Source organism: Pelagibius sp. 7325, from assembly GCF_037652055.1.
GTDB lineage: Bacteria > Pseudomonadota > Alphaproteobacteria > Kiloniellales > Kiloniellaceae > Pelagibius.
Genome location: NZ_JBBKAH010000002.1, coordinates 16957 through 30516, shown reverse-complemented (window position 1 = coordinate 30516; position 13560 = coordinate 16957). Strand labels below are relative to the sequence as shown.

The following is a 13560-nucleotide window of genomic DNA, read 5'->3' as shown; positions in this document are numbered from 1 at the left end:
AATGAGCGCGCTTTTGCTCTCTATGCCAGTTCGTTGACCAAGCGTGGCGGTGGCTTTGTTGTGCCGGCACAAGGACGGATTGGCCAGGAAACTGGTCGCGTACATGATTCCCACGCGTTGGTTCCGCAGCACGTCGGCTTGGCCGACGAAACCGCCACAAGCGGCGCCTGTCTAAGACTGCGGATGAGCTGCCGATCCGAATTTTGCGAGCAGCGCGATGAGCGACATTACCAAGACTGCGTAGGCAAGTCCGGCCTGCCAAGCGCCCATGGGGAGGCCCACCATCAGGAGCTCGTCATTCCCGCCAGGTATAAGTAACGCGCCCAGTCCCATCATAGTACCGCCTACCATGCGCCGGGAGACATATTTGATCTTGGGCCTTTGCAGGAGGAAGCGATGCTTACGGATCCTTGCGGAGACAAGGCTGCCACCGAAGATGAGAAGGCAGATCAGGACGCCCGCGACAGGTATAGTAATGATCGATCCAACGGAGGTGGTGATCGAGAATCGAGGTGCGAGAATGGCCAAAGCTGTGAACGTTATCGCAGTTAAGCCCATCGACAACGTCAACCGCAAAAAGTTTGCCTTGGTTCGGAGCGACAAGACAAGCCGCAGCATGATAATGGCAGCGAGTACGACTGCGAGAGGCATTTGTCCAAGGGGCACTGAGGTACTTGCCGGGGGCTGATTTGGAAGCAGGTCGACTATTGATCCTATGTAGAGCACGCCAAGAATACCGAGGAAGGTAAATCCGAAGTTAATATCACCGTTGCCGAAATGGCCGACAGAGCCGAGTATGCAGGCGCCGTTCACATAGGCGCCGATCGCGAACAGTACGGCGCCGGGAACAAGGTAACCGAGAGGTGTCCAGCCGTTTGCCATCGTCGGTGGCGAGTCGAGTAACGCGTAGGCGATGCCTGCCCACAAGGCGCACTCGACGAGCGCAAGCAACCGCGCGGGGCGCTTTTCTAGAACCAGCTCGGACGTGGCCAATACAGTACAGATCGAGCCGAGGTTAAGCGCAAACCCCAGGCCAAAGCCGAGCGCCCCGAGCAGAGCCAGCCCCGGCCAGAGTGGCATGTTCGGATCCGGTAGGTTCAGGTCAAATAACCTCCCGAAGAATTCGCTCATTCAGTCACCTAGCGGATTTGGTGCAATGGGGTGTCGCTGGACACACTCAGGCGGTCGTGCCGGCACGCCGCGGCAGCTTCCATCCTGGGCGTAGAAAGTGGCAGCTATAGCCGTGCGGGTGACGCGCGATATAGTCCTGATGAACCGGCTCGGCCTCCCAGAAGTCGCCGGCTGGCGAGACCTTCGTCACGACGCGGCCGGGCCATAGCCCAGAGGCATTGACATCGTCGATTGTCTGGAGCGCCTCATCGCGCTGCGCATCGGAGACGTAGAATATTTCTGACCGGTACGACGTTCCGACATCGTTGCCTTGGCGGTTCAGCGTGGTCGGATCGTGAATCTGAAAGAAAAGTTCCAGAAGGTCGCGATAGCTGGTGCGTTGCGGGTCGAACTCGATTTCAATGGCCTCGGCGTGAGAGCCATGGTTTCGATACGTCGCATTCGCTGTATCACCGCCCGTATATCCGACGCGTGTGTTGATTACGCCAGGCAGCTTGCGGATCAGATCTTGCATACCCCAGAAGCAACCGCCCGCCAGTACCGCACGATCAGGCTTGCTTGACATCAAAGTGCTCCGTGTCTCTCTCGTCGTCGAAAAGGTGCAGGAGGGCGCCGTAACCTTCGGCAGCCATTTCCTCTAGCGCAACAAAGCGCAACGACGCGGAATTGATGCAATAGCGCAGGCCGGTCGCGTCCGCCGGTCCATCGGGAAATACGTGCCCGAGATGGCTGTCGCCCTGTCCGGAGCGTACCTCCACCCGGCGCATCCCATGGCTGTCGTCCGAGCGCTCGACGACATTCTCCTGCGCTATGGGGCGCGTAAAGCTCGGCCAGCCACATCCGGAGTCATACTTGTCGATCGAGGCGAATAGCGGCTCGCCAGAGACAACATCGACGTAGATTCCGGCAGCCTTGTTGTCCAAATATTCACCCGAGAACGGCGCTTCCGTGCCATTCTGCTGAGTCACCCGGTACTGCTCCGGTGTCAGCTGACCGACCGCCTGGTCGGTCTTCGCGTACTTTCCTCGCGCGCATTCGATTGCGGCGATCAGAGAGGAACGCGTTTGGGCGCCGACCAGAGTTTCGATTGGAGTACCGTTCTTGAATAGCACCAATGTCGGAATAGCTCGCACGCCAAACGCCTCGGCCATTCGCTGATTCTCGTCTACGTTGATCTTCGCGACAGTAAGGGCTTCTTCGTAGTCACTGGCGAGTCCTTCCAGAACGCGCCCGATGGCCCGGCAAGGACTGCACCAGGGCGCCCAGAAGTCGACCAGCACAAGGTCGCTTTTCTGGACGGCGTCGTGAAAATCGTTGTCGTCGATGTGAATTGGCGCTTTAGCATCACGGGTCTTCATTTCATAGCTCCCATTCGTTTGAGGCGACTTAAACGGGGCACGTCTTTGGGGCCGACGAGATCGGACGGATACCGCTTGGAAGCGGGAGGAGCCAAAGCAACGGCAGTGGTCGGAATAGACGTGCGGCGATAGTCGCCCTCGACCACATCACCCGCGCAATCGGCCCCGGGGAAGTTACTCTTCGTGGCGTTACCGGTCGGGCCGCCGTCATTTCGCAGGCTGATCTCTTCGATAGCGAGGTTGTGCGGAGGACGCGCCATCTCTGAGCCGAGGCAGGGGCGCCAATGGCCGATCCGAATCGAGCAGATTCTCGGCTCGCGTGAATCATCGCCATGCTGTTGTGCGCTGGACTGCGCTGTAGCGGCTGTGACATCTGAACCCACTTCATGCCGGCTCGAGCTCAATCTGACGCCGTCCGCGCGCAAGAGACATTGCGACGTCGGCGACGTGGCGGCCCTGGAAGCGGTCAGCATTCAACTCGTTGCGGCTCGGTCGCCGGTCACCGCCCATACCGTCGCTGGCAAGCGTCGAGGCACCGTAGGGCGAGCCACCGGTGATCTCATCCATCCGCGTCTGGCCTTTGAAGCTGTAGGGCAGGCCAACAATCAGCATTCCAAGGTGCAGCAGCACGATGTGGGCCGAGAGAATCGTGGGTTCCTGACCGCCATGCTGACTTCCTGTCGAAGTGAAGACGCTACCGAGCTTGCCGACAAACAGATCCTGGGCCCACAGGTCACCGACCTGATCGAGGAAGTTCCTCATCTGCGCAGCCATATTGCCGAAGCGCGTGGGCGTTCCAATGATGATGGCGTCGTAGCTGGCCAGCTCAGCGATGCTGGCGACCGGTGCAGCCTGGTTCAGTGTGTACTCGGATCGAATAACTACCGTCTCAGGAACCAGCTCTGGTACCCGCTTGACGGCGACGATTGCGCCGGCCTCGCGAACGCCGCTGGCGATGGCCCACGCCATTTCCTCAACGTGACCGTAAGACGAATAGTAAAGCACGAGTATCTTAATCATGTGATCGGTTCCGATGCTAATCGCTCCGCTCCGCGTTCCAGGTCGGCAGGAACTTTAAGGAGGCCCTATACGCGGTGCGTCGACCAGCTTCCCAAGGAGGAACACGCGATGATCGAGCGGAAGCGACCAACGAGAGGGGCGTCGCGGGCCCTGACGGAGCTGAGCATAGAGTGGACTACTGGAGCGTCGATGCCTTCGATCTGGAGAGCCGCCCTCAGAAGGTGATCGGAGGCCCGCAGCTGCGCCACTCCTGCTGATCAGTTAGCGCAACGCCGGGCTTGGCGGATTGATGGAAGTGACCATCATTTGAATGATCCATTCAGCTAATTGGAATCCGTACGGCTAAGCAGGGTCGAATCCCGTGCGCACGCTCTTTAGAAACGGAGCCCCGTTCGCGGTTTTCCGGAAATGTGACCATGATGCTCGGAAGCCGTTTCGTAGATCTAGCCATGCCGTGCTAATCCCGCGCGCAAGCAACTCCGCGTCCTTGCTCTCCGATATGGGTTCGGTGAAGCACGGCGGTTCTGGCGCGCGGAGACAACTCTGCGCAGTTTCGCACAAGCGCCGACTCAAAGTGCGTGCGATGGTCCAGGGCGCTAATCGAGGCGGTGACCATCACACTAGAGGAGGGCGGTCCGTCGTGGCCAACGAGACACCTGTTCCCTGGACTAATGAATCCCGCAGACGCTTCCTTAAACAAGCGGCGACCTTCGCGGGTAGTGCGCCGTTCGTGCCAGCAGTGGGAGCGGCGACAATGGTTGCTGTACCGCTCAGCGCTCATGCGCAGGGCAATGCCGATACAGGCAATGCAGCGGGCCTAGGGCCCGGCATACAGGGCTATCAATCGCTGGGTCCTGACGAAGCGGCCTTCGTCGAGACCCTGGTCAACGTCATGTGTCCTGCGGACGAACTGACCCCCGGTGGCGTCGACTGCGGACTGGCGGTTTTCATCGACCGGCAGTTGGCCGGTGGCTACGGCAAGGGAGAGCGGCTCTATATGCGCGGCCCCTGGGTGCAGGGAAAGCCGCAACATGGATACCAACTCCCGCTGACGCCAGAGCAGTTTTTTAAGGTCGGTATCGCAGTTGCAAACGATGCGGCAAGGCGGAAGTTTGGCGCCGATTTCGCAGACCTGGCGGCGCCAGACGCGGATGCCTTTCTGTTGGAGCTGGCCGCCGGCGCGATCACGGACCCGCGTATGTCCCTGACGATGTGGTTCGAGGAGGTCGTCTATCCCCTGTTCGTACAGGCGTGCTTTGCGGATCCCATCTACGGGGGCAACCAGGACAAGGTCTTCTGGAGGATGGTTGGCTATCCCGGCCTGCCTGCCTTGCACACACAGGACATGGTGGAGTATCGCGGCAAGCCCTATCCGGGCGCCCGGGATCCCCTGTCGATCGTCGATTTCTCATAGGAAGGCCCGGCTATGGTCACGAAGCTTAGAAAGCGCACGGTTGTGATTTGCGGTGGCGGATTCACCGCGGGACTCATCGCGCGTCAGCTGACCGCAAAGAATGTCGACGTGGTTGTTCTCGAGCGGGGTTCAAACCGAACCCGGGCGGCAGAGTCAAGCCTGCCCAATCAGCGCGATGAGCTGCGATGGAGCGTTCGGGCCGGGCTTGTGCAGGACTGGTCAGTGCAAACCTACACAATGCGGCATTCGATCGAAGAGCATGCTCTGCCAGCGCGCCGGTTGGAAGCGTTTCTGCCTGGCGAAGGCATGGGTGGAGGGGCCAATCATTGGAACGGGCAGACCTGGCGGTGGATGGAGTACGATCCCATCCTGCGCACGCGGCTCGAGGATCGCTATGGAAAGTCGGCTATTCCGCCAGAACTGACGGTTCAGGACTGGGGGGTGACCTACGCCGAACTCGAGCCTTATCACGATCTGTTTGAAAAGCTGTTCGGCATAGCGGGCAGAGCGGGCAACCTGGGTGGTAAAATCCAGCCGGGTGGCAACCCTTTCGAAGCGCCCCGTGCGAACGAGTACCCGCAGCCGCCTCTCCAGATGACCGAAGCGGGCCTCATCTTCAAAAGCGCAGCGGAGAAGCTTGGTTACAAGCCATTTCCCATGCCGGCTGCCAACTCGCCAAACGCATACACAAATCCGGATGGGATGCAGCTTGGAGAGTGCCAGTACTGCGGTCACTGCGAGCGCTTTATCTGCGAAGCAAACGCAAAGGCGAGTCCACTGGTTCTGCTTTATCCGCTGCTGTTTGGTCGACCGAACTTTGAGTTGCGTTTACATAGCCATGTGCTCGGGGTGGACTACGATCACGACGTCAAGCGCGTACGCGGCGTCCGATATGTCGATCTCACGACGGGCGAGGAGTACGAGCAACCGGCGGATGTCGTGGTGCTGGCCTCGTTCACCATGTCCAACACCAAGTATCTCCTGATGTCGAATATTGGAAAGCGTTATGATCCGAAGTCCGGCGATGGGGTCGTGGGTAAGAACTTCTGTCTGCAGACCATGTCCAGCGTGAACCTCTTCTTCAAGGACCGATGGATAAACCCATTTCTCGCCGCCGGCGCGTCGCAGACCTGCATCGACGAATTCAACGAGGACAACTTCGACCACACCGGCTTAGGGTTCTTCGGCGGCGGCTACATCTACGCCAACGTCACCAACGGACGACCAATCACGTCGCGACTCGTCCCCCCAGGAACACCCAAATGGGGCGCGAAGTGGAAGCGGGCGAACGCAGATTGGTATGCGCACGCTTTTCCTCTGTCCGTGCATGGTAGCTGGTACTCGCATCGCGAGAACTACCTGGACCTCGATCCGACCTATAGCGATGCCTATGGCCAACCCCTTGTGAGGATGACGATCGACTTTCGAGAGAACGAGCTACGCATGTCGCAGTACGTGACGAAGAAGGCCGAGGAGATCGCCAGGGCAAGTGGCGCAACGATTGTAGGTCCGGCGAACCCCCGAAAGGGTCCTTTCGATACGCGCGTCTATCAGACTACGCATGTCACGGGTGGCACGATCATGGGAAGTGATCCTCATACCAGTGTCGTGTCCCCCCATCTCCAGCATTGGGACGCCGAGAACTTGTTTGTCGTCGGCGCGTCGAACTACCCCTTCAACTCAGGATACAACCCGACCGGTCCACTGGGCGCGCTCGCACTGAGGCTCGGGGACGACCTCAACAGCTATGTGGAGCGCCCGCGAGCGCTCTAGCCTGGGCTGTGCGGCAGGTGACGGATCGAAGAACGGAGAACTGTAATGAGAGTATTCGTGCGTAGTCTTCTGGCGATCGTGATTCTGTTCGCAGCAAGTGGCGCCAGTGGCTCCGCCCTGGCCCAGGACGCCCAGGCAGGCGCTCAGGTATTCAAGAAGTGCGCTACTTGTCACTCGACGGACGGGACAAAACGCGTGGGCCCGACCTTGGCCGGTGTCATAGGGCGCCAAGCCGGCTCGGCGCCAGGTTTCCGCTACAGCCGAGCGATGAAAGGCGCGATGGTGGTATGGGATGATGCCACGCTAGACGCGTACCTGGTCGCGCCCAAAGCGTTCATTCCGGGCAACGTCATGGCATTCTCCGGCCTGCCGCAGGCAGAGGATCGCGCGAACCTCATTGCGTACCTTAATACGCTGAAATAGTTGCCACGCACCCAGAACGCGAAGAGTCACCCGGTTGCGCTGAGAGTCTAGGGCGCCAGGGCCGTCAGCTTCAGATCCAATGGCTAAGAGCATAGCGTTGCGTCGTGATGACGCCAGGCGCGAATCAACCGGCCCCACCCGAGTCGGGGGCGAGACTATGCCGCGGAGGCAAAATGAGCGTTCCAATCGAGTGGCTCGGTTTCGCAGCCATCACGTTATCAGCATTGGCCTATTTGCCTCAAGTCACACACTTGATCAAGGAGCGCTGTTCCGCGGGTTTGAGCGCTAGAGCATATCTCATGTGGGTGGCTTCTGCGTTGTTGCTTCTTACCTACTCAATTGCGAGGAAGGATCTAGTCTTTATATCTCTGCAGAGCTATCAGGCGGCAGCGGGGGCATTGATCCTTTACTTCTGCATCAGGTACAGGGGCCAGCGATGCGAAGAGCACGGAGGCGAGCCTCAACGGAGTCGCCTCGTGAGGACAGAGGAGTCGGTCTAGCCTAGAAGTCCATTGTCCAATTTTCCGACCTGTGCAAGAGGCGCACGTGAACTCCAGGCCGGCGAGCGCTCAGCATCATGCTGGTGTGGCTAGACGGCGGCTCATGATCGGCCGCATTTCTGCCGCCGCAGCGCCCTTTCAATAAGGCTTATCCTTCCATTCGAGCAAAGAGAGGCAGTCTGGACCTGTATGGACCAGACTGCCTCAGTGGCGCTACCCGGGACAGGGAGGACATGTGGACTTGGGGGGAAGGACCACATCAGGGGTAGCGGGGTGGACGAAGGATACGGGGAACCAATGCACTCACCGGAGACGATGGGTCTGCAACTGCTCCGGCCACTAGGTGATGCAACAGGATGGAGAAAGCGGAGTGCGACGTCTTTTACTGAAACACTGCATTTTGCTGGATTATGCGACAACGCGAGCGTGGGGATTTACTCGCGTTCACCTGGCGCAAATGAGCAGATCCGGCAAGCGCTAAAAGTTGCCTGTGATCGCGCGCGTGACCGCGGCCAAGATCAGCTCGCTGTCGATCGGTTTCGTGAGAAACGCCACGGCACCTTGGTCCAGCGCCCGTGCTTGGATTTCGCTGTCACCAAGGGCCGTGAGGACGATGATCGGGACTCGGAATCCCGCATCGGCCAGGTGACGCTGGAGAGTCAAGCCATCCATGCCTGGCATATGAAGATCTAGGATGAGGCAGGCTAGCATAGGGAGGCAAACCGAACTGAGAAGGGCTTTGGCTGAAGAGAACGTGACAACGCGGAACCCGGCTGACTGCAACAAATCGTCGAGCGCGGCGCGGATACCCTTGTCGTCATCGACGACGCCTATGATTGCGGCTGCCACTTAGCAAGCACCATGAAAATAGATTACCTAAACCTCTGGTCTGCCGAGAGCTGGCGCAAACGGCCCATGCTCCACCAGAGCATGGTACTGCCGCAGGAGGGTGGCCGCCGACCCATACGTTGGTGTTAGTCGACTACGGCTTTCGGATTCACCCGTCGCTCAACCCCCTGGGCCGCAGCTAGATACGCCTCAACAATTCGGACCTAAATTCACTTGCGGTTAAGAGTTTAGTGCCGCCGGCGATTGCTGCTGGTAGACCGCTACCCTCCCGCGTGCTGCGGCCCGAGGTTAGGCGCAGGGAGCAGTGGTGGATGCCTTTTGATCTGGATTCTAAGGGCGTCAAGTGCCAACCGGAAGAGTACCTAAGGGGCTCTCGGCGGACGCGTTACTGTGGGACCAATTACCTTTGCCGGAAGCTCGAGCGGTCCCGAGGGCCGGGGCATGGGGTTGTCGATCAGCCGCTCAATTGTCGAAGCCCATGGCGGTCGCCTTTGGGCGACGGCAATTGCGCCAAACGGCGCCGTCTATCATTTCACATTGCCGATTGCCGGTGGCATGAAGGAATCAATCAAGTGGACGTCAGTCATGGCTGTGGCTCAGAGCAGGCGACGTCGGACATTCGAATAAGGTCTGCCAGGGTTTTGGCGCCCATCTTCCGCATAACTGCAGCACGATGAATCTTGACGGTGACTTCGCTGATGCCGAGAACGCTCGCGATCTGTTTGTTCAGCTTACCTGCCGCGACCAGTTGCATCACCTCCCGCTCGCGCGCCGATAGAGTGCCAAACCGCTCCAGTACTTGCATTACTTCGTGATGAGCGACGCGCTGCTGCCTATCGCGTTCAATGGCCGCCAACACGGCATCGAGCATGTCCTGGTCTTTAAATGGCTTCTGGAGAAAGTCTACCGCTCCAGATTTCATAGCCCGCACCGACATGGGTACGTCGCCGTATCCAGTCATCATCACTACTGGCAAGCGTACCCCCGCCCGTGTCAGCTGCGCCTGAAGATCGAGGCCATTCATGTCGGGCAGGCGAATATCGATGATGAGGCAGCCGGGGGTGTCCGCAACTGTTGCGGCAAAGAAGTCTTGCGCGGTGGCGTATCCCCGGGTCTCGATCCCTATTGAGCGGCACAAGTCCTGTAACGCTTCTCGAATTGAGGAGTCGTCGTCGACTATGTGGACGATGGCCTTCTGATCCGACTGGAGCAGCATCTCACAGACTCCTCCCGAAGATAGCGTGGAAGAACCCACGTCCCGCACCAAATGACAGCAATCACGTCTTCAACCGCAAGTATAGCGATGGGTGCTTGATTTGGCTGTCGGATTGAGCTTCGGACAGTCATACAGGCGCGACATATTTCTACACCGGCCGATGCGAATATCATCTCTTTTTCAAGCCGAAACTTGACGCCTGTACGATAATCGCAAAAGAGTGATGGGGATGAACACTGGCGGCGGGAAGAAGGTTACAGAAAATCAACTAATAGCAGCAGTTCTGCGTTGACAGGCGATGCTGAAAGCATAGCCGCCACCGCAGTGGCGGCGCACCTCATTCTGGGTGGGTCTTCAACAGTGCCTGAAGGCCTGTCTTGATCGAACGCGATCGCGGACCGGTTATCCAGCCATCGCAGTGACCGGACCGAAGGCGCGCGCCCGGCGCCAGAGATTTGGGCTAGCCCCTTCTGCACGTCGGAAGCTTCGGCAGAAATGTGATTGGTCGGCAAAGCCGCAGGCAAGGGCCACTTGGCTTAATGGCTCATCGCTCACGAGCATCAAACGCTTCGCCTCCTCGATGCGTCGCAGCATGATGTAGCTGTGGGGCGACTCACCGAAGCTTGCTTTAAACGCCCGAGAGAAGTGGCTCACACTCAGCCGACATATCGCAGCAAGGTCCTCGAGGGCGATAGGCAATGGAAGATTCTCTGCTATGTAGGCATGCAACTGCTTGATCTGCCAGGGCGCAAGGCCACCGCGGGCTATACTGGGCTGTGTTGCCATACCGGGGGAATGGCTATCGATCTGTCCGCTTAGTATAGCTGCGGCCTCTTCAATGCATCGCTTGGCTGCTGCGTGATCGACTGCCAGGTCTCTGAGAGCGTCTTCCAGCAGTGCGGCGACAGCCTTATGACGACCGTTGCGGCCGATGTTTGCGCTGAACTCGTTGCCGCAGAAGCTTATTGGCTGGCGAAGCATGGATCACTCGCGTGGCAATTTCGCCTCTTTTCGGGCGGCAATCCATTGGTGGGCAGACCTCCGCCGTCACCTGCATTCTCGGCCATTGCGGTAGGTGAGCCAATTCTGCTTGCGGCAACAACGGTACGCCATTGGGGTGCTTATCTATACCAAGGTATGATCAGCAGCCCTGGCAGTCGTAGGTTTCCCTAATGCACTGTCGGTCCTTGCGCGCATGAGGCCTGTCGGCTTCGCCTGAAAGCAACAGCATCTCTTCTTCTTTCCGAGATCGTCGTTTCCGGGGCCCAGGACCTGCTGGTAGCCGTGGGTAAACCAGATACGTCCCAATCGAAGTTCGAACCGAGTTATAGCATCGGCCCGAAGGCGGACAGGGTCTTGGTGCGCCAGCCTTCTCCGGCGGCGACCAAGCAGGTTATTCCTTCGGGTGTCGTCATGATTATTGACCAGGTTGTTCCGTCGACTGTGGTCAGCACCTCGATCAGTCGGCCCTGGCTAGTGACCCCCAATCCGACGGTGCTTTCCTTGTATTTCTGAAGTAGCTGCTGCGTTATGACCTGGCGCTTGCCGCAAAGGTCATTCCCGGGTGTGGCACCTGCCGGAAAGGCGGTGGCGGTGGCGGTGGCCATGAGCAGACTGGATGCAGCGCAGATGGCGTACTTGCGGATCGGGGACCTGGTATTCATTCTTAGCCTCCTGGCGGCTTGCCTCCGAGATAAGAGTCGTGGCGATGAAGAGCCCTTTTGCTCACTTGAGAAAGAAGAAGGCTTACCCATCTCCCGAGCGGCGTATTGGACAAAGCGCTCGTCGCTGGCACATCCACCACGATTCAAAGCAGGTCACCGATCTGCGGGGACGATATAGGGGGCCCAATGACAGCGAAATTTTGAAAGACGCTACCGATAGCTCGATCCACTGTTGCTGATATTGCCGTATCGCCATAAATGCAGCAGGAGCAAGATCCATGACGAGGCTGAGTGATCATCAGACCCGAGTCGCGCTACCGATAGCAGACACTGTATCGCGTGGATATCGCCCCGCTCCGGGGAGATGTGCCTTGGCGCAGGTGGTGCTTGTGACAGCGACAATTGGGGTAACGCTCGCGCTGCCCCTTGCTCCAGCAGCGGCCGCTGAATGCGAGAACCGCATCCAGGAAGCGTTGAATCGGGCTGACGTGCGCCCCGAGCAGGTCACGTCGATGCAGGTCGTTCACAGCCGGGGTGGTGGCCTATCCGCAAATAACTACCGGATCAACGCATGGGTCAGGCTCAACTCCTGTCGCGGCTACGCCGTAGTCACCCTCACTCACTACTGCACCATTCTGCAGAGCTATACTACGGGAGATTGCCGAACTGAAGGTGCCCCACACTATGAGGCATGGTGGAGCGCGAACTGACAAAAAGAAGAGAGTTACAGTAGGCCAAGCCAGGGCTGGCAATTCTAAGAGGGAAGCTGACCCACTGGCCGGGCGAGAACCCTTACATCGATCCGCAGTGGCCCTGAGCCAGGGCACAGTCAGTAAAGGGGGCGGAATCAAGAATGTCGAGGTTGTGTCACAAGCAGACAATTCCGAGCGAATTTGCACAATCCGGAAAGTCCGGTAAGTGTGAGGGTAGGCTGTTCCAAACAAACGCGCGATCAGCAAGACCTTGATCGTTTGGAGGGCGGCTTCCCGTGACCCACATGAGATCGGTGCACAGGACTGACGAGTCCAGTCCGCTTTTGAAAGTATCCTGGCGCCTTGGTCGGACTGCACAGCGAACGGTACTTTGGACACTAATCGTTCTGTCGCTTTCGATAGGCAACGCCAGCGCCATCGCGCAGACGCCGCCGACAGTGACCATCTCAGCACCGCTGCAGCGAGAAGTCGTTGAGTACGACGAGTACACGGGCCAATTCTCAGCATTCGAGTATGTCGAGCTTCGTGCCCGTGTCAGCGGGTATCTGCAATCTCACCACTTCGAAGAAGGGCAGATCGTCAAGAAAGGCGATCTGCTCTTTGTCGTCGACCCAAGGCCGTTCGAAGCTGCATTGGCGTCAGCCCGTGGCCTGCTTAAGCAGGCCGAGGCGCGCGTCGAACTTGCAGATAATCAGCTCGCTCGCGCAGGCAAGCTGCGTGAACGCGATTTTGTAGCAGCCAGCGTTTACGACGAGCGCGTGCAGGAGCAACGCGTTGCAAAGGCAGCGGTTGAGATTGGCAGGGCGGCTGTGCGTACCGCGGAGCTGAACTTAGAGTTTACCCGTATACTGGCGCCAGTTGGCGGTCGCATCGGTCGCCGCGAGGTCAGCGACGGTAACCTGGTCAATGGCGAAGCGGGCAGCGGTAACACGCTGCTCACGACCATCGTCGCTACTGATCCCATCTACTTCTCGTTCGATATGAGTGAGGCCAACTTCACAGTATATCAGCGGGCCGTGCAGGATGGTAAACTTCAGTCGACCCGCGATGCGGTTCCGGTCTTTGCGCGTCTGCGCGACGAACCCGAATGGCCACGCGAGGGTCAGCTCAATTTTGTCGACAACCAGGTCGATCGCAGTGCTGGCACAATCCGCATTCGCGCCGTATTTCCTAATCCCGACGGCTTCTTGACCCCGGGCCAGTTTGGCCGCATCCGTTTGCCTGGGTCGGAGCCATACATGGCACTGCTGGTTCCCGACAGCGCCATTCTGAGCGACCAATCACAGAAGATCGTGATGACGGTGGGCGCTGATGGCACTGTGACCCCGAAAGTGGTTCGGCCCGGCCCAATGTATGACGGGCTGCGCATCATCCGTGCCGGCTTGGCGCCTGACGATATGGTCGTTATCAACGGCTTGGTGCGGGTGCGCGCAGGCGGCAAAGTCACCCCGCAGACTGGCGAAATAAGAGGGGCCGGCGAGTTGCGGCCGGGATGACGT

General features: G+C 58.8%; 15 protein-coding genes and 1 pseudogene. 7 read left to right on the top strand and 9 right to left on the bottom strand.

All coding sequences use genetic code 11. The annotated features are described in order from the left end of the window. Positions 1 to 171: 171 nt before the first annotated feature. From WDC82_RS02045 to wrbA, 5 genes and pseudogenes are all read right to left on the bottom strand, one after another. Positions 172 to 1131, bottom strand: a complete 960-nt coding sequence (locus tag WDC82_RS02045; RefSeq protein WP_340115588.1) for a YeeE/YedE thiosulfate transporter family protein — start codon at positions 1129 to 1131, stop codon at positions 172 to 174. 46 nt (positions 1132 to 1177) lie between these two features. Continuing rightward, positions 1178 to 1696 (bottom strand): peptide-methionine (S)-S-oxide reductase MsrA, encoded by a 519-nt coding sequence (gene msrA, locus WDC82_RS02040; protein WP_340115587.1) that lies wholly within the window; start codon positions 1694 to 1696, stop codon positions 1178 to 1180. Beyond that, a complete protein-coding gene (gene msrB, locus WDC82_RS02035; RefSeq protein WP_340116939.1) occupies positions 1680 to 2171 on the bottom strand; it encodes a peptide-methionine (R)-S-oxide reductase MsrB in 492 nt (163 codons plus the stop codon). Before msrB ends, msrA begins: the two co-directional genes overlap by 17 nt. A 6-nt stretch (positions 2172 to 2177) precedes the next feature. Continuing rightward, positions 2178 to 2489, bottom strand: a pseudogene (gene trxA, locus WDC82_RS02030) (thioredoxin); the annotation flags it as partial. 384 nt (positions 2490 to 2873) lie between these two features. Continuing rightward, complete coding sequence (gene wrbA / locus WDC82_RS02025) at positions 2874 to 3509, bottom strand: NAD(P)H:quinone oxidoreductase (protein WP_340115586.1); 636 nt, start codon at positions 3507 to 3509, stop codon at positions 2874 to 2876. Between the two features lie 640 nt (positions 3510 to 4149). Here wrbA and WDC82_RS02020 point away from each other — a divergent pair. From WDC82_RS02020 to WDC82_RS25165, 4 genes are all read left to right on the top strand, one after another. Then, on the top strand, positions 4150 to 4923 hold the full coding sequence (locus WDC82_RS02020) for a gluconate 2-dehydrogenase subunit 3 family protein (RefSeq protein WP_340115585.1): 774 nt from the start codon (positions 4150 to 4152) through the stop codon (positions 4921 to 4923). A gap of 12 nt (positions 4924 to 4935) precedes the next feature. Further along, entirely contained in the window at positions 4936 to 6696 is a 1761-nt protein-coding gene (locus WDC82_RS02015; RefSeq protein ID WP_340115584.1) for a GMC family oxidoreductase, read from the top strand. Between the two features lie 45 nt (positions 6697 to 6741). Beyond that, entirely contained in the window at positions 6742 to 7119 is a 378-nt protein-coding gene (locus WDC82_RS02010) for a cytochrome c family protein (RefSeq protein ID WP_340115583.1), read from the top strand. A 107-nt stretch (positions 7120 to 7226) separates the two neighbouring features. Continuing rightward, positions 7227 to 7619, top strand: coding sequence for a PQ-loop repeat-containing protein (locus tag WDC82_RS25165; RefSeq protein WP_367576121.1), 393 nt, complete (start codon positions 7227 to 7229; stop codon positions 7617 to 7619). 477 nt (positions 7620 to 8096) lie between these two features. On the opposite strand, the gene WDC82_RS02005 is transcribed toward WDC82_RS25165, so the two are convergent. Further along, positions 8097 to 8468, bottom strand: a complete 372-nt coding sequence (locus WDC82_RS02005) for a response regulator (protein WP_340115582.1) — start codon at positions 8466 to 8468, stop codon at positions 8097 to 8099. A 441-nt stretch (positions 8469 to 8909) separates the two neighbouring features. Between WDC82_RS02005 and WDC82_RS02000 the strand changes: the two genes are divergently transcribed. Beyond that, positions 8910 to 9095, top strand: a complete 186-nt coding sequence (locus tag WDC82_RS02000) for a hypothetical protein (protein ID WP_370661522.1) — start codon at positions 8910 to 8912, stop codon at positions 9093 to 9095. On the opposite strand, the gene WDC82_RS01995 is transcribed toward WDC82_RS02000, so the two are convergent. From WDC82_RS01995 to WDC82_RS01985, 3 genes are all read right to left on the bottom strand, one after another. Next, a complete protein-coding gene (locus tag WDC82_RS01995) occupies positions 9052 to 9684 on the bottom strand; it encodes a response regulator transcription factor (RefSeq protein ID WP_340115580.1) in 633 nt (210 codons plus the stop codon). The two genes, WDC82_RS02000 and WDC82_RS01995, sit on opposite strands and share 44 nt — an antisense overlap. A 402-nt stretch (positions 9685 to 10086) precedes the next feature. Next, a complete protein-coding gene (locus WDC82_RS01990; RefSeq protein WP_340115579.1) occupies positions 10087 to 10665 on the bottom strand; it encodes an AraC family transcriptional regulator in 579 nt (192 codons plus the stop codon). Between the two features lie 344 nt (positions 10666 to 11009). Continuing rightward, entirely contained in the window at positions 11010 to 11348 is a 339-nt protein-coding gene (locus WDC82_RS01985) for a hypothetical protein (protein WP_340115578.1), read from the bottom strand. A gap of 371 nt (positions 11349 to 11719) precedes the next feature. Between WDC82_RS01985 and WDC82_RS01980 the strand changes: the two genes are divergently transcribed. After that, a complete protein-coding gene (locus WDC82_RS01980) occupies positions 11720 to 12058 on the top strand; it encodes a hypothetical protein (RefSeq protein ID WP_340115577.1) in 339 nt (112 codons plus the stop codon). A 440-nt stretch (positions 12059 to 12498) separates the two neighbouring features. Next, positions 12499 to 13557, top strand: a complete 1059-nt coding sequence (locus WDC82_RS01975; protein WP_340115576.1) for an efflux RND transporter periplasmic adaptor subunit — start codon at positions 12499 to 12501, stop codon at positions 13555 to 13557. Positions 13558 to 13560: the final 3 nt, after the last annotated feature.